General features: G+C 61.9%; 24 protein-coding genes. 8 read left to right on the top strand and 16 right to left on the bottom strand.

Annotation, left to right across the window (positions count from 1 at the left end; genetic code table 11):
* Positions 1-179 precede the first annotated feature (179 nt).
* From FNL14_RS09520 to FNL14_RS09510, 3 genes are all read right to left on the bottom strand, one after another.
* A complete protein-coding gene (locus FNL14_RS09520; RefSeq protein ID WP_142059495.1) occupies positions 180-386 on the bottom strand; it encodes a hypothetical protein in 207 nt (68 codons plus the stop codon).
* A 692-nt stretch (positions 387-1,078) separates the two neighbouring features.
* Positions 1,079-1,387 carry a hypothetical protein gene (locus FNL14_RS09515; RefSeq protein WP_142059492.1) on the bottom strand — a complete coding sequence of 103 codons (309 nt, stop codon included), beginning with the start codon at positions 1,385-1,387 and terminating at the stop codon, positions 1,079-1,081.
* Positions 1,388-1,403: 16 nt separating this feature from the next.
* Positions 1,404-1,616, bottom strand: a complete 213-nt coding sequence (locus tag FNL14_RS09510; RefSeq protein WP_255470759.1) for a hypothetical protein — start codon at positions 1,614-1,616, stop codon at positions 1,404-1,406.
* Between the two features lie 452 nt (positions 1,617-2,068).
* Between FNL14_RS09510 and mobC the strand changes: the two genes are divergently transcribed.
* The 3 genes from mobC to FNL14_RS09495 are packed head-to-tail and all read left to right on the top strand — an operon-like array spanning position 2,069 to position 4,982.
* Complete coding sequence (mobC, locus tag FNL14_RS09505; protein WP_142059488.1) at positions 2,069-2,461, top strand: plasmid mobilization relaxosome protein MobC; 393 nt, start codon at positions 2,069-2,071, stop codon at positions 2,459-2,461.
* Positions 2,461-4,020, top strand: coding sequence for a relaxase/mobilization nuclease domain-containing protein (locus FNL14_RS09500; protein WP_142059486.1), 1,560 nt, complete (start codon positions 2,461-2,463; stop codon positions 4,018-4,020). The genes mobC and FNL14_RS09500 overlap by 1 nt, the downstream gene beginning before the upstream one ends.
* 17 nt (positions 4,021-4,037) lie before the next feature.
* Complete coding sequence (locus FNL14_RS09495; RefSeq protein WP_142059485.1) at positions 4,038-4,982, top strand: hypothetical protein; 945 nt, start codon at positions 4,038-4,040, stop codon at positions 4,980-4,982.
* A gap of 166 nt (positions 4,983-5,148) precedes the next feature.
* On the opposite strand, the gene FNL14_RS09490 is transcribed toward FNL14_RS09495, so the two are convergent.
* From FNL14_RS09490 to FNL14_RS23790, 5 genes are all read right to left on the bottom strand, one after another.
* Positions 5,149-5,826 carry a helicase associated domain-containing protein gene (locus tag FNL14_RS09490; RefSeq protein WP_255470758.1) on the bottom strand — a complete coding sequence of 226 codons (678 nt, stop codon included), beginning with the start codon at positions 5,824-5,826 and terminating at the stop codon, positions 5,149-5,151.
* Positions 5,827-5,992: 166 nt separating this feature from the next.
* A complete protein-coding gene (locus FNL14_RS09485; RefSeq protein WP_181762583.1) occupies positions 5,993-6,682 on the bottom strand; it encodes an RES domain-containing protein in 690 nt (229 codons plus the stop codon).
* Between the two features lie 19 nt (positions 6,683-6,701).
* On the bottom strand, positions 6,702-7,094 hold the full coding sequence (locus FNL14_RS09480; RefSeq protein WP_142059479.1) for a hypothetical protein: 393 nt from the start codon (positions 7,092-7,094) through the stop codon (positions 6,702-6,704).
* Between the two features lie 84 nt (positions 7,095-7,178).
* Complete coding sequence (locus FNL14_RS09475; protein WP_142059477.1) at positions 7,179-7,772, bottom strand: hypothetical protein; 594 nt, start codon at positions 7,770-7,772, stop codon at positions 7,179-7,181.
* A 166-nt stretch (positions 7,773-7,938) separates the two neighbouring features.
* Entirely contained in the window at positions 7,939-8,250 is a 312-nt protein-coding gene (locus FNL14_RS23790) for an ANTAR domain-containing protein (protein WP_370455844.1), read from the bottom strand.
* A gap of 669 nt (positions 8,251-8,919) precedes the next feature.
* On the opposite strand from FNL14_RS23790, the gene FNL14_RS23285 reads away from it, so the two are divergent.
* Positions 8,920-9,090: a hypothetical protein gene (locus FNL14_RS23285; protein ID WP_181762582.1), complete on the top strand. Its 171-nt coding sequence runs from the start codon at positions 8,920-8,922 to the stop codon at positions 9,088-9,090.
* A 239-nt stretch (positions 9,091-9,329) separates the two neighbouring features.
* Here FNL14_RS23285 and FNL14_RS09465 read toward each other — a convergent pair whose 3' ends face one another.
* Positions 9,330-10,271, bottom strand: coding sequence for a glycoside hydrolase family 43 protein (locus FNL14_RS09465; RefSeq protein ID WP_255470757.1), 942 nt, complete (start codon positions 10,269-10,271; stop codon positions 9,330-9,332).
* Positions 10,272-10,894: 623 nt separating this feature from the next.
* Here FNL14_RS09465 and FNL14_RS09460 point away from each other — a divergent pair.
* Complete coding sequence (locus FNL14_RS09460) at positions 10,895-11,278, top strand: hypothetical protein (protein ID WP_181762581.1); 384 nt, start codon at positions 10,895-10,897, stop codon at positions 11,276-11,278.
* A gap of 340 nt (positions 11,279-11,618) precedes the next feature.
* Here FNL14_RS09460 and FNL14_RS09455 read toward each other — a convergent pair whose 3' ends face one another.
* Positions 11,619-13,061: an MFS transporter gene (locus FNL14_RS09455; protein WP_255470756.1), complete on the bottom strand. Its 1,443-nt coding sequence runs from the start codon at positions 13,059-13,061 to the stop codon at positions 11,619-11,621.
* 369 nt (positions 13,062-13,430) lie between these two features.
* Between FNL14_RS09455 and FNL14_RS09450 the strand changes: the two genes are divergently transcribed.
* The gene (locus tag FNL14_RS09450; protein ID WP_056331939.1) at positions 13,431-13,826 is read left to right on the top strand and encodes a hypothetical protein; all 396 of its coding nucleotides are present in this window, start codon (positions 13,431-13,433) and stop codon (positions 13,824-13,826) included.
* Positions 13,827-14,085: 259 nt separating this feature from the next.
* Here the strand turns inward: FNL14_RS09450 and FNL14_RS09445 are convergent, their stop codons facing one another.
* From FNL14_RS09445 to FNL14_RS09425, 5 genes are all read right to left on the bottom strand, one after another.
* Positions 14,086-16,242, bottom strand: a complete 2,157-nt coding sequence (locus tag FNL14_RS09445; RefSeq protein ID WP_142059473.1) for a glycogen debranching N-terminal domain-containing protein — start codon at positions 16,240-16,242, stop codon at positions 14,086-14,088.
* 228 nt (positions 16,243-16,470) lie between these two features.
* A complete protein-coding gene (locus FNL14_RS09440; RefSeq protein WP_142059471.1) occupies positions 16,471-17,199 on the bottom strand; it encodes a helix-turn-helix domain-containing protein in 729 nt (242 codons plus the stop codon).
* A gap of 191 nt (positions 17,200-17,390) precedes the next feature.
* Positions 17,391-18,170: an MBL fold metallo-hydrolase gene (locus tag FNL14_RS09435; protein WP_079598570.1), complete on the bottom strand. Its 780-nt coding sequence runs from the start codon at positions 18,168-18,170 to the stop codon at positions 17,391-17,393.
* Positions 18,171-18,212: 42 nt separating this feature from the next.
* Positions 18,213-18,635, bottom strand: coding sequence for a PAS domain S-box protein (locus tag FNL14_RS09430; protein ID WP_142059469.1), 423 nt, complete (start codon positions 18,633-18,635; stop codon positions 18,213-18,215).
* A 147-nt stretch (positions 18,636-18,782) separates the two neighbouring features.
* Positions 18,783-19,403 (bottom strand): Lrp/AsnC family transcriptional regulator, encoded by a 621-nt coding sequence (locus tag FNL14_RS09425; protein WP_370455843.1) that lies wholly within the window; start codon positions 19,401-19,403, stop codon positions 18,783-18,785.
* Here FNL14_RS09425 and ald point away from each other — a divergent pair.
* Positions 19,402-20,517, top strand: coding sequence for an alanine dehydrogenase (gene ald / locus FNL14_RS09420; RefSeq protein ID WP_142059467.1), 1,116 nt, complete (start codon positions 19,402-19,404; stop codon positions 20,515-20,517). The two genes, FNL14_RS09425 and ald, sit on opposite strands and share 2 nt — an antisense overlap.
* On the opposite strand, the gene FNL14_RS09415 is transcribed toward ald, so the two are convergent.
* Positions 20,514-20,828 (bottom strand): hypothetical protein, encoded by a 315-nt coding sequence (locus FNL14_RS09415; RefSeq protein ID WP_142059465.1) that lies wholly within the window; start codon positions 20,826-20,828, stop codon positions 20,514-20,516. The genes ald and FNL14_RS09415 overlap by 4 nt on opposite strands.
* Before the next feature lie 548 nt (positions 20,829-21,376).
* Between FNL14_RS09415 and FNL14_RS09410 the strand changes: the two genes are divergently transcribed.
* Entirely contained in the window at positions 21,377-21,871 is a 495-nt protein-coding gene (locus tag FNL14_RS09410; RefSeq protein ID WP_235565123.1) for an HtaA domain-containing protein, read from the top strand.
* The last annotated feature ends 131 nt before the right edge of the window (positions 21,872-22,002 follow it).

The following is a 22,002-nucleotide window of genomic DNA, read 5'->3' as shown; positions in this document are numbered from 1 at the left end:
CTTTTTCGTTTACGCCAACACAGCCAGTGTCACGTGCGGGGCAATGTTGACTGTTGGAGTTCTACGGCATGTTGAGGAGGTCTGGGTGTCATTACCCTCTGCATTCCATTTCCCAAGTCACCTTTGCACTAATCGGGTCCACGTAGGCGGTTCCCGATTGGTGGGGTGCGGATCCCTTACTAGGTGAGGCGGTGCAAAATATCCTCGATGGCCCAGGAAAGGATGTCCAGGTCGAAAGGATCCCGCTCGCTAAGGTCGTGCACGTAAGCGTCGAAATCGAAGCGGTCCCCGTCTCCGCCGTTTGCCCAGTACTGCAGCCATAGATCCTCGAGCCAGCTGGCGTCCTGCAATGCCAGAGTCCGGGCGATTAGTTTGGGATTTTCCATTTGGGTGCTCACTGTTGCTGGCGGCCCGCCGTTTTACGGCGGCGCCCCAATGCACGAGACACCACTCACGATCCCAGCCATTGCAGTGGGCTGCAACCCCTGGTGCTTTGGTCACCAGTGGGATGGGATTCCCAAGGTGACATTAGGTGTCCACAGCTGGGGTCAATCCGGGTTATCCACGGCTGTATTTTTGGGAGCCGTTGGGGTAGCTCCCTCGGCCGCCGTAGCGGTGGATAACCCATTAGGGATTGTCCCCGGCTGTGGACACCGGCAGCGTTGCTGCCACGGTTACGAGAAGGAGCACTCACCTTAGGTTTGAGAGCTATAGGAGCGTCATGTGTGCGGGAAAAGCAGCGGAACGATTGGGCTTTTGCCGTGCACAGGTGGGCGAGGGCAAGCTACTCTGCCGAGCCGCTTCCTGCGCCGCCGGATTCTGCCTGGGCAGACACTGAGCGGCGTGGCCGGCTGGTGCCGCGAGGGCGTTGAGGCTGTTCCAGATGGCCGACTTGGCGGTACTGCGTCACGTTGGCATCGTCAGGTGCAGGACTGGCACTTGATGCCTTGGCACCGTGAGATGTCTTTTTCCGAAGGACAAAAAAGGACCGGAATGTTCCGGTCCTTTTTTGTGTGCAGCGACTTTTCAGGGATGTCAGCGCTGCGGCTTGGGTTTCATCACTTTGTGGGGTTTAGGGTCACTGTTCGCTAAGGGATGTGTCGGATTCCTGGGCGGCATCCTGTTCGGATCCGGCGGAGCGCTTTGTCGTCCGTCGGCGCTTCACCGCGGAGGGTTCGAGGCCAAGTTTCTTCAGTTCCTCCCCGCTCCATCCGTCCCGGGTGGCCTGCACGTAGGCGCGCTTGTCATCGCGTTCTGCCGCAACGAGCTGGTCCCGCAACTCTGTGATTCGCTGGCGGCTCTTTACCAGGGCAGTGACGGATTCAATGCGGGAGTCCAGCAACGCGCGGGCCTGGTTTCGTGTCTGTTCAATGTCGAGGGTAGCCATGGATCCAGCCTAACGGTCATCCCGACGCCGGCTCCGCCCGGACGCGCCCATCCTGGCATGACATGTCCGAGGCTTGCGCCAGGAGATGGGCGTTGTGGGGATCGTTGAACCAGTCCCGCAGATAGTCGTCGGAGTAGCTGACGGTTCGTGCTGTGAACTGGAAGTATTCGGGGCCGATGCCGCGCCGCCGCCACTGCCGTAGCTGCGTCGGGGAGACTCCGTATTGCATGGCCACTTTGGTAGGTGAGATGAGAGCCAAAACTGTACCTTTCGCTTGCCCTATGCCGCGTTCCTTTCGGCACGCTTGCCGAAACTTGGCCGGTGAAGGAATTGGCCAGTTGGAGCGGCTGGACCGTGGAATACCGGAGCGGAGCGAGGATATGCCGCGAAAGCCGGCTGCGGAGACTTGCCAAGGAAGGACCGGGCAGTAGCCTCAACCAGCCGAAACGGAACGACGCAGTCGTTTTGAACAAGTCAGACGCGCAGCGTCCTGCAGGGCAGTGCCCAGGAACCACCCCAAGCGCCAAAAGCGGAGCGCAGGTGATTTTCCGGAGCAAGCTAGGTGGTTATATGCCATAACCCGCGTGTTGATCCACGGCCTGCGGACTTGGATGCGGCACACTCGTCAGTGTGGCCCGGAAGTTCCGGGCGCTGCGCTGGGCATTGGGGGAGGGGACGGGGATGACTGAAGAGCGGAAGTCGCCGCGCCGATTCTCCCGTCGCCGCCGCGCGAACATTGACGGTGACACCCAGTACGTGCGGGTGTCGATGTCCGAGTTCGAGCGTGCGCAGTTGAAGGTCCTGGAGGAACGGACCGGGCGCAGCCCGTCGGAGATCCTTGTCAGTGCTGCTTTGTACGCGGAAAACTCCGAATCGTTGGCTGAACGGCGGGCGACGGCCGTGGAATTCATCGCGGCCCGCCGTTACCTTGCTGCCCTGTCGAACAACGTCAACCAGCTCGCCCGACACGCGAACGCGGCGGACGAATTCCCCGAAGCGGCCCGCACGGTGTTGACTCGGGTGCGGGCGGTCGCTGACCGGATCAATACGATGCTGGATTCGATGGTGCGCTGATGATTCCCAACATCACCAAGGGCACCCGCATGCACGGGCTCATCGCGTACCTTGCCGGTCCCGGCCGGGCGAACGAACACACCGACCCGCACCTTGTCGCTGGCTCACCGTCGATCATGGCCTGGCATAACGATGACGAACTGAACGCCGACGCGGCTAAGGCCATTGCCAAGGAACTGGACCGGGCAAGAAGCGTCCTGGGCGTCGAGATTCCCGGCGGCCATGTCTGGCACTGCTCCCTTTCACTGCGTGCCGAGGAAGGCGACCTGACCGACCAGAAGTGGGCTGAAATTGCGCAGGACTTCATGGACGAGATGGGGTTCACCGAAGCCAGCGGACGGGCGCCGGCCCAGTGGGTGGCGATCCGTCACGGCCACAGCAAAGCCGGAAACGACCACATCCACATCGCTGCGTCCATGGTCCGCGAGGACGGCACGAAGTGGAGCAGTTGGCGGGACTTCCCCCGGGCACAACAAGCTGCCCGCGAGCTTGAGAAAAAGTACGGCCTGGAAGAACTTTCACCCACCCATTCCACCCGTGGCCTCCGGCCAGGAGAACGTGAAGCATCCGAGCGGCGGGGAGCCCCGGAACCGGAACGCCGGTCCCTGGAACGCAAGGTCCGTGCCTGCGCGACTTCGGCCCAGGATGAGGCCGAATTCATCCGTCGCCTTCGCCGTACCGGCGCCCTGGTCAGGCCGCGGTACGCGTCCGGACGTGACGACGTAGTGGTCGGCTACAGCGTGGCAGAACGTCCCCCCAAAGGTGGCCGGCCTGTCTGGTTCGGAGGCGGTCACCTCGCCAAAGACCTTGCCCTGCCCAAGCTCCGTGCCGAGTGGCCGGACAGCCCACAAGGTGCCGCCGACGCGGTCGCCGAATGGCAGGCAGCTGCACGTGGACGACGCCCGGTCACGCTCGGCCGCGAAGCCCGCGAACCGGACCCGCACATGTGGGAGCAGTACAGCGACGAAGTTGCCCGGCTCCGCGAAACGCTGCGCTCCGTCCCGCTGGACGATCACGCGACCTGGGCGCACGTTGCACGCGAGACATCCGGCGCCTTCGCAGCCTGGTCCACGGCAACCGAGGCAACGCCCGGACCCCTCGCAGCAGCAGCCGATGAACTGTCCAAGACAGCACAACTGCGGCGCTACCCGGTCCGCCCCATCCGCAGCGTTGGACCATCTGCCCGCGGAGCTTCCCTCATGCTCATGGCAGCTTCGATGGGCGGCACCGGAACCGCCGCGCAGGCAATCATGCTGCGCCAGCTCCTCAACGTCGCCAAGGCCGTCCACGACATGCACAAGGCCTCAAATGATCTGCGCCGAGCACGCCAGATCAGCCACATGGTGAAGCACCACCTGAGCCAGGTCGCTGCCGCACTACCCAGCGTCCCAGCGACCACGCCCACAGCGGATAGCGAAGCTGCCGCCGCGGTACGCGCGAGTACAGCCGGCCAGGTTGCCGGTCGGTCCGCGGGTTCCGTGCTGCCGCCGAAATACGTGCAGGCACGCACCCACGCGAGCACCCGAAGCGGGAGTACCGGCCCAGACATTGAGAGATAACACCAAGGAGGGGAACCATGAGCGAATCTGACGGCATTGATGAGGCTCTTGAGGGAATGTCGCGCGTTGCGCTGACCGTCGCCGGCCGGCTCGGTGAGCAACTGGCCAGGGCACGCGAGCAAGAGCTGCGCCGCGCCCAAGCGGCCGAGGAACAACAGGCCCGGGAACTGCAGGCCCGGTTCGATGCGGAGCGGGCAGCGGCCCGTGCACAGCTCGCCCCGGTCATGGACAACCGGTGGTGGGACACAGCCAGCGGCCGCGACGTCGAAAGGGCACATGAGGCGGCCACCGCGTGGAAGGACCACGACCCGGCGGTGCGCGACGCGGCCCAGGTGATCCGCGACCAGGTGCAGCGCCGCTACGGGCTGGACGTGGACAACCTCGGTGCCAATGAGGCAACGGTGGCGGAGGCCCTGGCAAAAGCTGAGAGGGACCGCGAACAGGCAGAACAGGAACGCCGTGCCGGCCGTGATGAAAACGTCCAGGCTGTGCAACTGCTGGCCGAGGCCGACCGGGAAGACAGGAAACGCGCGGAGGCCGTTGATCGGCCCTCAAAGGATGACTTGGACGAAGCGCTGGCCTGGCTCCTGGAAACCAAACCCATCGAGGCACACAACTGGGAACAGCGGCATAATTTTGCGGACAGCGTGGCCGAGGAGAAGGACATGGAGAGGCGGCTGATCACAGACTGGACAGCTGCTCGTGCCAATCACCGCCCCGAGCAGTTGCGTGACGAAGCAGGAGCCGCCTACGACTCAGCCGAGCGCCGGCAGGAACTGGCGGCAAGCCTCGAAGGGGTTGCTGACCGTGAGGCTGTACAAGCACGCCTCAATGCCGACCAGGATCAGGGCACTCCGCCCAGCGCGGCCGTGGCCAAGGGATCAGGGCGTAATCCGAAGGCCCGCAAGACACGCGGAACCAACGGCCAGACGAAGCTCCTGCAAAAGGGCATGGGCCGCTGAGGACGCGCACAAGTGGGTGATCCCTGTACGGGACCGCCGCGGCCGAGGAACAGCAGGCACCTAAGGCTGCAAAACCAAAGGCACATCGGGGCCGGAAGACAGGTCCAAAAGGACCTCAGCCGCCAAAAAGCGGGGGCCACTGAGTGCCGCCCGGCCGGCACGCCGGTTATGAAGCGCGGCGGCGGCCGCGCGGCCGGCCCTCGCGCCACCCCGGCAGGACTTTATCCAGCAGCGACTTCTTCTCCCGTGGCAGCTTGCCGTGGTTGTAGTTAATGCGCTGGCCGTGCAGCCACACCCCGAGGGTGCGCTCGAGTGGATCATCAGTCTTCTGGTGCCGCGGAAATTCGCCACTTGCCTTACGAAAGGCTTTTACTTCCCTCAGCCGCCGCTGCCACCGGGCCTCGTCTTCAGCCTTACGGGGGGACGCCTGGTCCCAGCCGGGGATGACGCCCAGGCCCTCGCGAAGGGCGGGGGAGAGGGTTCCCGCTGCTGATTCCCGCCGCCGAAGGTACAACCAGCTGGCCAGGGTTTGCTCACTGGAGGATTTCGCATGAGCTGCCGGCAGGCGCCCTTCGGTCCGGTAGAACGAGAGCAGGTCATTCATCCGTTGCAAAGCCGTATCGGACGGGACCTTTACGGGCCTGGCCGCGGCATGCTCGCCGCGAAGACCAGGATCTCTCTTCGCCGCGATCTGCAGGTGGTAGCGGACCGTTGTCGCTGCAGCACCGCAGACGTCAGCGATTTTCGTTGGCTCGATGCCCCGCCGGTACATCTCCACCCACTCCCAATACGGAGCAGAGCGCCGCACATGCGGCACCGTTTCCTTCGTCTGAGCCACGGTCACCCCCCCAACGGTTCTGCCCTTCACGGTAGCCTACGGACACATCGTCCAACATCAGCCCGGCAGCCAAGAAACACGGGGGAGAGACCTCACCAGGTGGACCCGCCACGAGGGGCGGTGGTCCATAGACGGAAGGATGGTTTGTGCAGACGATGCCTGCAGGTTCTTCTTAGTCGTTCTCCCACTGGATGCCGAGGAGGCCGAAGGCGGTGAGGAGCGCCGGGCTATCGTGCTGCAGATCCTCGACCTCCACGTCCTGAATGTTGGGAGGGACAGCTGGGTCTCCCGGGCGTTCGAACACTGCCCAGAGCTGCAGATCATCGCCGTGCCGGGACGCGAACGTCACACCATCGAAGTCCGTCGTCTCATAGAGCCACGAGGCAACCGCCTGGGTCAGGCGCCGCGGCCGTGCGTCCTTCAGCGCCGCGGCGTCAAAATCATCGAGCCCCAAGCTCAGTGCCAGGCCAATGAAGTGCGGGTGCAGGGCAGCGATAGTGCTGGAGGCTGTAACTGCGCAATACCGGCCGGACAGTTCCGCGGAAGCTGCCGCGCGTTCATCGAGCCATTCCTTGGGAACGCTGCCCGGTGGGATGGTGGGATGCAGGACGTTGTCCTCATCGTCCTCGACAATGTCATCGAGTTCCAGACTGAGCCTGGCGTCTTTGCGGAAATGCGCCAGAACCTCCAGCAGGCAGGCCAGCAGACTCGAGCCGGCGTAGACGGTGCGGAAGTTGCCGTGCAGATCATCCCAGCGGCCCGGGAACCGGCCGTCGGTGGCCCATTCCCAGCCGCTCCATGCCCACGGTTCCGGGCGGAATCCGACACGCCAAACCCGTCCCGCGGCTGACAACGCGGTCAATTCACCAGAAACCACCCGATCAGCCCGCCGCGGCAAATGCCCGGGCGGCGGCCAGGACCAGCGGGCCTGCGTCCTCAAGTTGACCTTCTCGGAGCAACCGCGCCGGAGGGGTATCGTCCAGCTGCGGGTTCATCCCCTGGAACCAGGCCTGCACGACAGCCCGGGAATCACGCTCCGCGAGCAGGGCAGCCACATGGTAGGCCGTCCGAAGCCGCTGCATGACCTCCGCGGATGGCTTCCGTTCCCCCTCCGCCCACTGCCGGACCGCGCGCGTTTCCTTCACGGACCCGATATAGGCGACGAGCTTCGCCCCTAACAGATCCCGCAAATCGCGGACCAGCTCCGGCTCGGACAATCGGATCGAATCCTGATGGGCCTTCAGCCCGCCCCGGGCTCCTGTCACTGCAGTCATACTTCATTCTCACGTGCGCAACACCAAATATCAATGCCCCGAACACAAGTAGGATCACATGCCGAATCCCAACCGACAGGGTATTCAGTTGTCTTCCGGTTGGCCGGTCGCAGCGGTGGACACAGTTTCCCAGCGCTTCTGGGCCCCTTGCCGGCTAATCCCGAACGCTCGTCCGATTTTGTCCCAAGAGACGCCCGCCGCCCTGGCGGATGCGACGGCGTCGTCGAGCTGGGCTTCGAGGTCCTTCAGGCTACGACTCAGGGCACCAATGGTGTGCAGCGACAGCTCCGGGGCGATATGCCGGTGCCAGACGTCCAGGAACAGCGGCTCCAGGTCCTCCCGGTCGCCGATGTCAGCGGCGTCGGCGCTGGCCGGTGGCCCGGCGTAGATGCGCCCCGCGGCGATGTCCTCATCGGCCGGATCCCAGACCCGTGTCCACAACGGGTCCAGGATGACATGTTCCCGGAACGGAACACAGCTGCAGGCAACCCTCCAGCCAACCACCTGCGACGGCGGCCGCCACGCCTCGCGGGTTGGACCCTCCTCATGCCCGACCGGCCGCCCGTCGGGCGACATCAGGTTGATCTCCATCCACCTGCCACCGGACCCGTACATGCCATCCGCGAAGACACAGACCACATAGCCTTCATGCTCGCTGCCCTCGGTAAACCAGCCCATCGCGCTTCCCTTCACCGGCCGCCAATTGCTACAGTGACAGTATGAACGCTGGCAACTCTTGTTGACAAGCTTGGTATCAATGGCAACTTTAGTTGACATAATATAAGCTATCGGCTCTTTAAAATGGGTGGGGGAGTACCCCTGAGAGGGGTCTTCGGGGCGGGCTTCAGTCGTCGAAGCGCAGTGAGTTATCGGGGATTACGCCGAGGTGGGCGATGATGTCTGCTGCGACGTCGTGGAGTTTTTGGTTCCGGTGGCTGGAGGCTTTGGCCAGGAGTTCGAATGCCTGGTCGTGGGTGCAGCGGTTTTGGGCCATGATTACGCCGCAGGCGGCGTCGATCACGGTGCGGGTGGCCATTGCTGTTTTCAGGTCAGCGTTGAGCTGCTCTACGGACTCGATCCGGATCGCCAGGCGCAGCGTGCTGCCGGCCACGTGCGCGAAGTCGGAGGCTTCGTGGATGATCTCGTCGGTGAACACGCCGGTGGCGGGAGCGAAAAATTCAGTACGGCCTCGGAGGTTTCCCCGAGGTCCATGGGGACGCCTAAAGCGCTGTGGCAGCCCTCAGCGGCCAGGGCGCGGCTGTATTCTGGCCAGCTCGTGTCGGTGGCCACGTCGGCCAGGAGTACCGGGTGGCCCACGTCCAGGGCCGTCAGGCACGGGCCTTGGCCAAGGCTCTGTTCGATGTGGTCAAGGGTGACTGCCTTCTCGCTGCTGCCCGCGACGGTCGCGGTGCGTTTGCGCCGCCGTAGGGTCACCGCGCAGTCGATCGTTTCGCCGGCGGCCTTGCTCATCGCGTCCGCCGCAAAACGGGTCACGCCGTTCAAGACACTTTGAATGTCAGCGCTGCCGGTCACCAGCCCGTGCAGGCTGATGATGTGCTCGGCGTGTCCCGGGGAGTCCATGTGCCCCATCGTAGGAACTCCCCCGCCCCGCGTCACCTCCTTGTGCTGACTACGCCTTGACCCTGCACACGAGCTGTGAAGCGGTGATGCCCGATAACAAGGTTCCCGTGCCCCGTTGGCTGACAGGTCGCCGTCCGGTACCGTGGAGATTAGTAAGTGAGCTGATCAATTTGGGGAATCGGCCGCCTACGGCGAGGTGGCAATGATGGAAGATCCACGGCATGCAGCGCGAAGTCTCATCGAATTGAACATCATCAGTGTCGAAAGGCTCTGGCTGAGGTACTGGGGTAATGGCGGGATCGCCGATGCCTTCAATTTCGAGGCATGCCTCTACGAAGTCCAGGAACTCCCCGAGTACGAACTCGCCGTTCTCGCCTGGGTCGTGGAAGACCTGGAAGCCGAATCCCCCCACTGACACGGCTGACAGCTGACTTGTTCGATGACAAGGATGTGCCTCTCCACTGCATCGACGGCGGCTTCTGGACGGACGGCAAGAGGTTCTGCATGCCGAACTCAGCCACTCCGGAGCCCGCCAGTAATTAGGCCATACTGGAGGGCCGGCGCGCACAGGCAGAAACCAGGCGTCATTAGGAACAGGACCACTGAATTGGTCTTGGAATCCCAGAGCTTGGTGCAAGACTTAGCCGCAATTCATCACAGGATCCTTACCCGTGCCCCCTTGATTTCCACCTCGGTGAGCTTGACCCGTTCGTCGGGGGTGTTGTTGGGCCAGTGGAAGACCAAGTAGTCGTGGCCCTTGGAGGTGCGGAGGATCATGCCGTGGCCGCCGTTGCTGGACCATAGGGGCCGGTCGTTCTGTATCCAGGGGCCCGTGATGGTCCCGCTTTCTGATTCGACGATGCCCATCGCGTATCCCGCCTCGCCGTGGCTCGACCACAGCATCAGCAGCGACCCCTCAGGGGACCGGATGAGAAAGGGGCCATCGGTGAACATCGGGTCCTTGGCGAGGTTCAGGCCCTCCGGTGGTTGGACCCCGTCCGGGAACCGCAGTGGCCTGGTCCAGCCTGCCGATGAAGCTGCGAACAACAGGATTGGCTCACCCACGCCAGCTTTCAGGTCCTGGGACAGGCGGAGCGCGTACATCTCACCGTCAGAAATTCCTGCTTTGCCGGGAGTCCCCTCCGCGCCGCGGCTGTAGACCAGCCAAGGGACTGCGCCGTCATCAACGAAAAGCGTCCCGTCGAGGCCTGGGTCCGACGCCGGCGTCACAGGTCCATCGCTCCACGGCTCGTAAGGGCCTGTGGGGTGGTCCGAGACCAGGACGGCGACTCCACGGGGGCGTGCGCCGGTGGAGGTGGCGAATGTGGCGAGCATGAAGAACCGCCCGTTAACGGAATGGACTTCCGGCGCCCAGTACTGGGTATCCGCCCAGAAGCCTTCCGGGGGTCGGAACGCGGCGATGGGGCCATTCCAGTGCTCGAGATCACCGCTGGTGTAGCAGTCGAAGCCAGTCGCGGGCCCGCCCCAGACGTTCTCGTCAGTGGTCCCGCAAAGGACGAACTCACCTGGTGACGCTTCCAGGATGAACGGATCACGCATCCGGATGTCATCAAGGCGGAGTTGTTCAACGGGCATCTGAGTTCCTTTGGTCGGCTGGGCGGCTCACCGCGTCCCGGTGCGTGGGCTGGTCCGTGCGCCGACACCAGTCTTTCCGTCTTGGGCAACCGATTGGAGAACAACTTCCGCTCAATGACAACTTTTGCCAGTGGAGTCTGGCCAGTGAAGCTCGCCGCCACACCATGCGCCTCTCCCCCAGTCGCAGCCCCGCCCCCGTCGTCTTACGAGCCAGCGCTTAGGTGCATCCTGGAAGCATCGAACTCCCCTACGGGGAGACATTCCGGGCACTACCCCGGTCTCATGAACCCGTGCATGCCAGTGTGGCCTGGCTTGGCCTGCCGGAAGGTGGCCGGAACGCCCCTCCGTGCCCCTTGTAGTTGGCCTGCTTCAGTTGTCGGTGACATTCCAGCGCACTTCAAGGGCGGGGTGTATCTTTTGGACACGGAACTCCGGCCTACCGCTCTTGGCCGGGGTTCCGCTACTTGGACCATCGGGGAACCGTAGGCGTGATTCACAAGCAGCAAAGGCGTCGACAATGGGAACGCCGCGGGGATGCGCTAGCTTTGCCTTGGACGATGATTCCCTCCCGGAGACTTGGAGGCGAGAGTCAAAGCACTTGTATTGGGCAGAGGACTGTTTTGATGACGTTGGACCAGCTGCTGGCAATACTCGCTTGTGCGCTTCTGGCCGTCCTGGCCGTCTTCCAGAGTGCGCTCATCGCCGGGGCTCCGCTCGGACATCTGGCGTGGGGCGGCCAACACCGCGTCCTTCCGCCAAAACTGAGAATTGGCAGCGCAGTCTCCATAGCCCTGTACGCCCTTTTCGCCTACACAGCCCTAGCCAAGGCCGACCTTGTTCCGGCCCTGGTCAACAGAGGTTTCACTTCTGTGGCCATCTGGGTGCTGACGGCCTACTTCGCGCTCGGCGTTCTCATGAACGGGATCTCGCGCAGTAAGGCCGAACGCCTCCTCATGACCCCGACCACGCTGGTCCTGGCAGGCCTGTACCTGGTGCTTGCACTTTAAATGCCGCCCAACTGCATCCGCAGGACATGGCCGTCTCCTTGATAGAGCCTGGACAGCGGGCAGAGGCCGGCGCGATCATCAGGAACGTCCCGCGTCCCCGTCGACAGCGTCCTAGGAGCCGGACGAAAACCAAGACCGTGCCACCCTGACGACGTTAATATGTGCACGGCTTCGCGAGACGAAGATGTCAGGGGCGTCGGCTACGCCCCGTCATTGGTTGACGAAATCGCAATTATCGGCGTTTGATGCTCGGTGGCAGAGATGCCCAGACAAGCGAGCAGGCGCTGGCGTTCGAAAACGCCAGCGCCTGCTAAAGGCTGTTATGTAGAGAAAGCGGCACTCAGACCGTTAGTTCGTCAGTGCTTGTGTCGGAGTTTTGGGCTTCGGGTGTTGGGTGTCCACTGAGCGTTGTGAGGGCCAGTACGCCAGCGATGACGAGAATGGCGGCGGCGACTAGCAACGCTGTACTGTATCCTGCCGTGAGAGCTGCCCCGGGGCTGACGCCCGCGCGTTCGTGCGGCGCTGAGATGGTGGCCGCGACAGCGGCCAGCACGGCTAGACCGAGAGCGACGCCGATCTGCTGGGCTGAGTTGAGCAGCGCCGAGGCGATCCCTGCCTTGTCCTGGTCGACGTGGTAAACGGCGGCCTGTGTGAGCGCTATGACGCCCAGGCCGAATCCGAGGGCGAGTACGAACATGGCCGGTGCCAGGTGGAGCCAGTAGCTGGCGTCCTCGGCGATGGTGGAAAACCAGAGCGCAGCGACGGCGCTGAGGAGTGCCCCCGTTGCAGCGACGAGACGCGGTGCTATCTTCAGCAGAAGCTTCGGGGCACTACCGGCGCCCAGTATGAGTCCGGCAGCGAACGGCAGCCAGGCGGCACCGGTCTGGAGCGGGCTGAATTGCTGGACCTGCTGGAGGTAGAGGGTGATGACATAGAAAGTGCCCATCGGGCCAATGGCGAGCAGGAGCATGGTGGCGTAGGCGCCGGTACGGTTGCGGTCTCTGAAGAGGCTTAGGGGCACCAGAGGGTTTTTGCTGCGCGCCTGGGTGAGCGTGAATACCAGGAGCAGGAGCGCGGAAGCGCCGAAGAGGACCAGTGCCGCCGGGTCAGTGAAGCCGGCCTCACCGAAACGTGTAATCGCGTACACGAGCGCAACCATTCCACTGGTGCCCAGAACGGCACCGAGGATGCCGAGCTGTCCCTGATGGCCACCCTTGGTCGGGAGGGCCCGGCTGCCCAGGAGAACGAACAGGCCGATGGGGATGTTGATGAAAAACACCCAGCGCCAGCCCAGAGTGTCTGTCAGAACGCCTCCAAGAAGCAGGCCTATGACGATGCCGAGGGCGGACATCCCCCCATAGAGGGACAAGGCCCTGTCGCGCATCTTACGGTCCTGGAACGTAGTCGAAATCAGCGCCAGTGCGTTAGGGGCTGCCATGGCTGCACCCAAACCCTGGGCGGCCCTGGCGATGATGAGCACTTCTGTGCTCTGCCCGAGTCCTCCTGCCAAGGAGGCGAGTACGAAGATTGCGATGCCGAGCTGCAAGGTGCGACGCCGCCCCCACAGGTCGCCGATGCGGCCACCCAGCAGGAGCAATGCGCCAAACGCCAGGATATAGGCGTTGACAACCCATGGCAGGTGAAGGGCTCCCACGCCCAGGTCCCGCTGGATGCTGGGTAGTGCAATGTTCACGATCGAGTCATCCAGCACCAGCATTAGCTGCGTGGTTGCGATGACCAGCAGGGGTATCAAACCGCTTTGCCGTCCTGTTTTGGGTGTCAATTCGTCTCCTACGTTCCGGTGGGAACTTATCCACTTGTCACTTCGTACTGGTACCCCTGGGGGTATCGGTGCCATCCAAATTTATACCCCCTAGGGGTATCCGCGTCAAGTAAAGCGGACAGTCTGAGGTGGGTATAGGAGCAAACGCGGACGCATGGTTTCGTCCCGTGGCCCTCCAAATCCTCGATGGGAAATAGGTGGTTCGACGGTTCCAGTCCTCGATGACACATGGCCTGAGCGGGGTTCCAGTGTGCCCAGTATCGGGGGGCAGTACAGCTTTCGTACTTGTCTGGTCCACAGAGCAAGTCGCTGAATTGAAGTAAGGCGTCAGCGCCGACGTCTTACACGACGAAGGAGTAGAGGAAGAATATGACTGCAAACCTCGCGCGCATGCAGAAGGCCAATTTTGTTGACGAGGACGAATACGAACTCATTACTATCGGGCGGATTACGAAGAGGATGGTGACCCTTGAGGGGGCCAGCGCTCTTCTCGTCCGTTTCCCTGTGGGGGCCTCGGTGACGGAGGACGCGGTAAAGACCGGAATTCTCGACACGGATATGTGTCCAATGCCGCATGTCGCCTACATACTTCAAGGCAGTCTGGGGGTTCGACAGCGTAGCGGATCTGAGGAGGAATTCTCTGCCGGAGACCTTATGATGTTGCCCCCAGAGCATGAAGCATGGACCGTCGGGGACGAGGATTGCGTCTTTATCGAATTCATGCGCGGGACCAGTGACGTCTACGATTACTGGCCGGAGCACTGAGACGGGTCAGCCTGCACGATGTGATGTCCTTGCACGGTGAGCGCGAGAGATTGCGCTCATCAAGGGCATGGCCTCCCGTTAGGCAAGTAGTAGTGCCTAACGGGAGGCCTGTTACGCGGGAGACAACGAACTCACATCCGTCTGGCCTGGACTCTTGCCCTTACGGCTGCCAGAAGTTTTTAGCGGACTATCCCTGTCCGGCATCGTATTCATAGTCTGCACAGTATGACGCCGTCGGGTTGGACGGCAGCCAAGCTGCCTACTTCTTTCGCCGGCGGTCTGCCTGTTCTACCAGTTCCGTAATCCATGGCCGATGTCCGCGTCGAAATTCCATCCACTCCGGCAGGCCCTGAATGGACGGGCCAGACTTGTCGATGTCGATAGTGATTCGACCGCCACCAACCGGTGCGTTGGTGATGTGCAGATCCCCGTAGGTTTCGGGCAGTACAGGATCCATCCATAGTTCCCGACGGGAGACATGAACGTCGTACTGCATCAGGTTTGTCACCAGGAGGATTGGGGCGGTTGCTGCCCAAGCCTGGGGCGAGCACGCGGTTGGATAAGGTACGGGTTCGGCGAACTGGTCGCGGCTGAAGCCGCAGAAGAGCTCGGGCAAGCGCCCACCTGACCATTCCGCGGCTTCCAGCATCGCAGTAGAAATACGCTGAGCTTCCTCCACGAAGCCGTATCGCAGCAGACCGGCCGCGATGATGGCATTGTCGTGGGGCCATACTGAACCGTTGTGATAGCTGGCCGGGTTGTATGCACCCATGTCGCTGGCCAGGGTCCGTATACCCCACCCGCTGAACATTTCCGGAGACATAAGCCGCTCGACAACCTGGGAAGCCTTGTCCTCGTCAACGAGGCCGTACACGAGACAGTGGCCCATGTTGGAGGCACAGGCGTCCACCTGGCGTTTCCTGCCGTCGAGGGCTATTGCAAAGTACCCGCGATCCGGAATCCAGAACTGCTCGTTAAACCTTCGTTTGAGCTCTGCTGCCCGATCGGAGAGTTCATCTCCCCGTGCGGTGTCCCCAGCGTCGTATGCCATCCAGGCGCGCGCAGTGTACGCGGCATAGACGTAGGCCTGAACTTCGCAGAGCGCGATAGGGGGCTCCGCAAGTGTTCCATCGGCAAAATTGATCCCGTCCCAGGAGTCCTTCCAGCCCTGGTTGATCAGCCCTTGGTCGTTGAGACGTTCATATTCGACGAAACCGTCGCCATCTTTGTCCCCGTAATGCCGTATCCAATCCAAGGCGCGGTCCGCGTGAGGCAGTAAATCAGCGATAATATCAGCGCCAAATCCCCACCGGCTGACGGCTCCAAGCACATCCACAAACAGTGGCGTCGCGTCGACGCTCCCGTAGTAGGCCGATTTGCCTCCAAGGGCCAAACCAGCGTTGACGCTAAACCTTACTTCGTGCAGGATCTTGCCGGGCTCTTCCTCCGTCAGCGGGTCCACGACGCTTCCTTGCCGGTCCGCCAGCGTCTGCAGCGTCCCTAGGGCCAGTGATGGATCCACCGGTAACGCCATTTCTGAGGCCCACAAGGAATCACGGCCAAAGAGCGTCATGAACCACGGGGCACCTGCAGCCACCACAACACGCTCTGGATGGTTCGGGTCCTCAATCCGGAGGGCACCCAGGTCATCGTAGCTCCGCCGTAAGGTCCGCTCGATGGATCGATTACTCATATGTACGACCGGAATCTTGGCAACCCATTCCTTGCGGCGCCGGTCACTTGGGGACAACACTTCCCCATCAGGATGGACAAGTGCAGCGCTCCGCGCGGAGCCTTCGACCTCAGCCGTAGCACTGACAATCGCGCTCCAGTGACCGTGTGGCGGGACCGATACCCGATAGGTGACCGCTTCCGGCTTCACGTCGGCTCCTGGCGCCTGAATGACTACCCGCTTTCGCATGCCTTGCCAAGCCCCGTCAATGGTCAACTGGTCCCGGTCGACATGGCGGCTTGCATCCCACGTTCGCTGAATCCGGGCTTCCTTCACTTCGAAAAGGTCCGCGAAATCCGCTTCAACCTCCAGGGACATCACGCACTGGACGGGCTTTGTTGAGAAATTGCGAACCGTAAGTTGTTCTCGGAGACCGGCCCCGACTTCCCGCAGCCGCTCTACAATCAGCGGACTGTCCGCGTATCCGTCGGAGCGGGGAACCCGACCTGCAAACAGGGCACGGAAAGGCTCCCGGGTCTCGGCAGCCAGGGACTCAAGCGGTTGACTGTTGACTGTCAAGTTCCAGCGGGACAGGAAGCGGGTGTCCTGGACGAACAGGCCATGCGGGTGCTCAGGATGAATGTCCCCATTGGGCAAGGAAATGCAGAACGAGGTTTCCTCGACCAGGGTGACGGTCCCTGCCCCTACTGGCCCGGCCGCTGTGTCAGCATTCCATCCAGCCATCCTGGTTCCTCCAAGAAAGCAGCGCCGGCACCATGTGGTCTTAGGCACGCTGTGCGACGGCTTGTTTACTTGACCCTACTCTCCCCCGGCAAAGGGATGTAGACCCTGTTCCATATCCTGCGTTGCATCCAGACAAGGAACTGGACCAGCGGATCAAACGGCGAAAAAAGCAGGGAAAGGTGGCGAGCCTACAATCCTCAGAGGCATCTGGAATCGGGGCACTAAACGCTAGAAGGCTGCTGCTCGAGGAGTGAACCAACCGGAGAACTCCGCTGCCCACTCGTGGGGACCAACAAATCCGATAGAGCCCAACTGCCGTGCATCCTCACAGCGGCGAAGACCCCACCACAGATCGTAGAGGACCCGCGGGGCGACATGGATCTGAAGATCCGGGGTACGTTCTGAGCGGCCGATGCTGGCGGTTGTCTTGCTGTTTTCCCTGCAGATCCAACCTTGGAAGGGTGCTCCCCTGACGTTGTCGAACTCGAATGCCAGGACAAGCGACTTCCGAGGCAGGGAATCTGTCACGAGGCTGCGGCCCATGTGTTCGAGCAGTGTGCCAAGACCTGCCCGCAGATCATTCTCAAAGGGCTCTTGCCATCGACTTGCCCAGAGACCGAGAGACTCCAAGGTCTCCCGCAACCCGTAGCCGATCGGCGTCAATCTGTAGCGGCGCGAGCCGCGGGGGCCGGTTTCATCGTTGCGAACGACAAGCTCCAGCTGGACCAGCCGCTTAAGCCGCTGGGAGAGCAGCGTCCGTGAGAGATCAGGCAGCGCGCGGGACATATCATTGAACCCCATCTCACCGCCGAGCAGTTCACGCACGATCAACAGGGACCAGCGGTCGCCCAGCAGCCGCAGCCCTTGCGATACGGACCAATAATCGGCACTCAGGCGCCCGGCAGCATCCGCCAGGTCGTCGTGTTCTCGGGGGAGTTGCTCTGCAATGGTCGTCATCGTCCCTGAGCTCCAAGCGGTCTGTGAGTAGTGCTGCCGCCATTCTTCCCGACCGGTCAGGCAGCTGTATGTGCGCCGCGCACATAAGTTGACGCCATGCTGTCCGTGGTGGACCTTCTCCCATTCTGTCTTTGAAAGAAGAATCGAAGGTTGGGCTGCTAACCGCCCAACCTCCGATTCCAGTCCTCTTGCTAGAGCCGGATGTCGGCAGACTCCCCCGGCTTTAGGGCGATGAGCAGATCGCTCAGCCCAGCGTCCGCAAAGAGTTTGCTGATCTGATCCGCATTTTGGCTGAAATGTGCCCACGAATCCTCGTGCACTGGAACGACCTTTTTAGCACCCATGATCTTGGCCGCTTCGAGGGCGCGGTCATTGCTGAGAGTTATATACGCCCCGTCAGCAATCACATCGAATTTAGCGCCGCCGACGAAGAGCACAGCGATATCAATGGTTGGAAAACGGTCCGCGATTTCGCGCACGATATCGAGCTCGGAGTTGTCACCGCTGATGTACACCGTCGGCATGCCCTCCGCTTCGAGAACAAAGCCGATCACCGGACCAAGCGCGTCCCACACGCCCTCCGGGCCGTGATGCGCCGGCACTGCCGTGATCTTCATCTGCCTGCCATCGGGAAGCGCCACGGTATGAACGTCGTAGTCGCTGATCCCCAGGACGTTGGGGCCAAAGCTCTCCGCGGCCTCCGTCGTGGTGAGGGCAAGCGGCACCATCGTGAGAAAACCCCGACCGGCCACGTCCAGATTGTCGATGTGCTCGTGGGAAGCGAGAGCCAGGTCAACTTGACCAAGCTCCTCGGGGGTGGCGCTCGGGCCGAGCTTCTTGGTCACGGGCCCGGCAATTGGGTGGTGGTAGACCTGGGGAGAATCAAAGGTCGGGTCCGTGATCATCCGGTAGCCGGCGATCTCGAGGAGCAGGGTCGGTCCTCCAACGAGGGTTACTTTGACGTCGTCCATAATTTCAGTCCTATCGGTTCGGTGCGCCTGATTACGGGAAGTTCAGCTTTTGCTCATCATCTGAGCCGTGATGTCTTCCGCCCCGTGCAGGACGTAGACGAGCTTGCCCTCATCATCGAACGCCGGGGCGTTCAGGGGCTGGAACCAGCGGGGCTCGAAAATTCCGTCCGAGTTCGCAATGTCATAGCGAACAGGCGGAAGAATGTCGATTTTTCCGGTCTCGATAACACGCTCGATGGAGCTTCTCAGAATCTCTGTTCCCTTCGCATCCGGGTTGTCCGGGTTGTCCGGAAAAGCGTCAAGGATATCCATGCCGACGATTCCCTCTCGGCTCTTTCCCGTAGATGCAAGGAACGAGTCAGTGGCGGCGACAATCGTCCTGTCAGGGGCGACAATGATGTATTGGTTCGGCAGACTTTCGAAGATTCTCTGGAAGTCGGGGTTACGTGCATCTGAGGATGACACTTTCGGTTCCTTTCCTGATAAGCGACGTTTTCGCGTCTCGTAATGCCATTGGAGCAGCTGGCCGCGCCCCTAACTAGTGCAAGACATGGACCGGAACGTCCAGTTGCCTCGACCACGAAACCGCGGATGACGGTCAGCCTGGGCCACCTAGAGCCCGAAGGCGGTTCCGTGACCGTGTTCGAACACGAGGTTGGTCTGGGTGCCTGCGACGGCAGGATTCGAAGACAAGTGGTCCAGCACGAATTGACGGATGTGCTCAGTGTTTTTGGCCGTGATGTGGATCAAGAAATCGTCGGCACCGCCCAGTACGAAGAACTGCTTAATTTCGGGAAGGTCCCGCAACTCGTTACCGAAGGCGTTCATGAGGTGACGGGCGCCAGGTCTAAGCCGCACGCTAACCAGGGCCTGGAGAGGCAAACCCATCGCTTCGGGTGCGACTTCGACGGTGAACCGCTTGATCACCCCCGACTCCTTGAGCGCCTTAAGGCGCGCAAGACAGGTTGACGGCGCAAGCCCCAGGGCTTCTGACAACGACTGATTTGTACGCCTCGAATTCTTGGACAACAGACCCAGAAGCCTCTGGTCGACTTCGTCCAGAGTCACCTGCTGCAGTTTCTGCGGGTCGGACACCATGTAATGCTCCTCACAATGCAGGAATTTGCCAGTTACTGGCATTCTGCCGTAGATCCTGTGCTGAAACACGCCTTGCCCGCAGTTTCTGTCATTCTTTTTCCCACAAGCATCAATCTCCTCAGAAAGCGTGAGCATGATCATCTCCGTCCCCAAGGAAATCAAGAACAACGAGTTCCGCGTGGCCATCACGGCTGCCGGCGTGCATGAATTCAAAGCAAACGGCCACAACGTGCTCGTGGAAACCGGTGCCGGCGCGGGTTCCGGCATTAGCGATCAGGAGTACGCACTCGCCGGAGCCGAGATCGTTCAGACTGCAGAAGAGGTCTGGGCCCGAGCCGACATGGTGATGAAGGTTAAGGAACCCGTGGCGTCCGAATACCGCCACTTCCGCGAGGGACTGCTCCTTTTCACCTACCTTCACCTTGCCGCGGAGCCGGCACTGACTCAGGCGCTTGTCGACTCAGGCGTCACGGCCATCGCTTATGAGACGGTCCAGGAAGGCCGGGCGCTGCCGCTGCTCGCACCCATGTCCGAAGTAGCCGGCCGGCTCTCCGTTCAGGTCGGCGCGACCTCCCTCATGGCGCCCGCCGGCGGCAAAGGCGTGCTGCTCGGCGGCGTACCCGGCGTCCGCCCCGCGAAAGTGGTGGTCCTCGGTGCAGGTGTCGCAGGCACCAACGCCGCCGCCATGGCCCTCGGCCTTGGTGCCGACGTCACCATTCTGGACATCAACATCAACCGGCTGCGCGAACTCGACGCCCAATACCAGGGCCGGCTCAAAACCGTGGCGTCGAACTCGTACGAGATCGAAAAGTCAGTTATCGATGCAGATCTCGTCATCGGCTCCGTTCTGATTCCGGGAGCGAAGGCCCCCAAGCTCGTCACCAACGACCTCGTTGCCCGGATGAAGCCCGGCTCGGTCCTGGTGGACATCGCGGTGGACCAGGGCGGCTGCTTCGAGGACACGCACCCCACCACACATCAGGAACCCACGTACAAGGTTCACGAGACGATCTTCTACTGCGTGGCCAACATGCCCGGCGCTGTCCCGAACACCTCCACCTACGCGCTGACCAACGTCACGCTCCGCTACGCGGTTGCTTTGGCCAACTACGGCGTCAAGGGTGCTTTCGACCGGCTCCCCGCTCTGGCGGGCGGTCTGAACGTGGCGGCGGGAAAGGTCACCCACAAGTCTGTCAGCGATGCCCATGGACATGACCTCGCCGACTGGCAGGACCTCGTAACGGTTTAGGACATCGGCTGTGCCTGCCCGAGAGAAGGCAGGCGCAGCCCGCTCCATAGGAAGGGGCTCGGTATTAGATGGCATTTCACCTGCAACCCAAATGGCAGCCGCTGGTTGGCCAACTGGTCATCGTGAAACTTCTGGATGAGGAGATCCGCCGCGGAGTTGTCGATGCAGTAACCGATGACGATCAAATCTTGTGGCTCGACAGTGACGGCGCTGAGCCCCGCCGTCTCTTTCACCGGGCAGACGGTTTCAAGGTGTGGGTCGACTATAGATGGGAAACCGGCAGGTCCAGCCTCTGCCCTGGCTTCCAGCATGCTGCTGCACCATGAGGTGCGAACACTCCGCTGCGCCTGGACGCGTACAGCTTCTGGAACAGCTGCATGACGATAATGAGTTAGCAAGAGCGATTACTCGGCTGCGCTCTGAAACAGTCCAGGATGAAGCGTCAGGCGTTCTTGTCACCTGGCACGGCCCCTGGTCCTACACCCTTGAGCTCAGCCACCAGATTCCTCCTGGACTCGTCTACGAGTGCGTCGCCCCTGAACAACTGAACTTCTAAGACTGATTCAGGACTCGTCTGACTGATCGAGCCCATCAGAGCCCCTCCCCCAAGTTGGCGCGCCGGCGGCGCCCCCAGCAGGCTGTCAACCTCAATGACGAGCCGACCGCGGTGTCCATCGTCCCACACGGATGGGCGCCAGGCACACAGCCGGCGCGAACGCTGTGCCCGCGGTACATGTCGATCATCTGTGCCGGCGCGAAAATGGTGAATATGAACAGTCGGTAAGCCACTCCCATTCCTGGTGTGTCGGGAGCGGGGCCCCGCCGGCCGTGTGCAACCTGGCAACGCGAAGGAACCCTGATGTCCGAACCTACTGTGGAAAGAGCAGATCTCGGCATGGCCTGGGCGGTGAAAGAGAGCTTTGTACAGTACGTGCAGTCGATGCGCGATGGACGCATACTCCTGCGCGAGGGTGCTGCCGTGACAAATACCCGGCAGTTCTATTTCCCGTTCAGGAGCCTGGATCATTCTGACGGGCACAACTTTGTGCTCCAGTTCGGTGGAGAGGCCCGCTTCCTCGCCCATCACGGGCTTATGTCGGTCTCGATTTGCAACCCAAAAATAATAGTCGGGCCCGACGGGGCATGCCTGTCCATCGAACAAGGAAACGAGATCGTGCACCTCGCCCATCTCGACTTGCCGGCGGTGTCTGTGGAAGACGGCATCAATATGTGGGCAAATGTCCCAGTAGCTCTGACCAGCGCAGGAGCGGCTGTTTTCGCAGATAGCTATTCAGCCGGAGAAACGCTGGCTCCGCTGACCATGAGGGCACCATCCTTTGTGGAAGTATCCTGACCCCGTTCTGGGGTGAACTGGCGGTACCAGCTGGGACAAGGTCCTGGGCCAGACATGAAGACGCCGTGCTTTGCCCCGCTCCATACTGGTGGATCCGGGCACGAGGTACTGGCAAGGGCCTGTTCCTGCCC

Origin of the sequence: Pseudarthrobacter sp. B4EP4b (genome assembly GCF_006680095.1) — a bacterium.
Lineage (GTDB): Bacteria > Actinomycetota > Actinomycetes > Actinomycetales > Micrococcaceae > Arthrobacter.
This window is presented reverse-complemented; position numbering and strand designations above follow the sequence as displayed.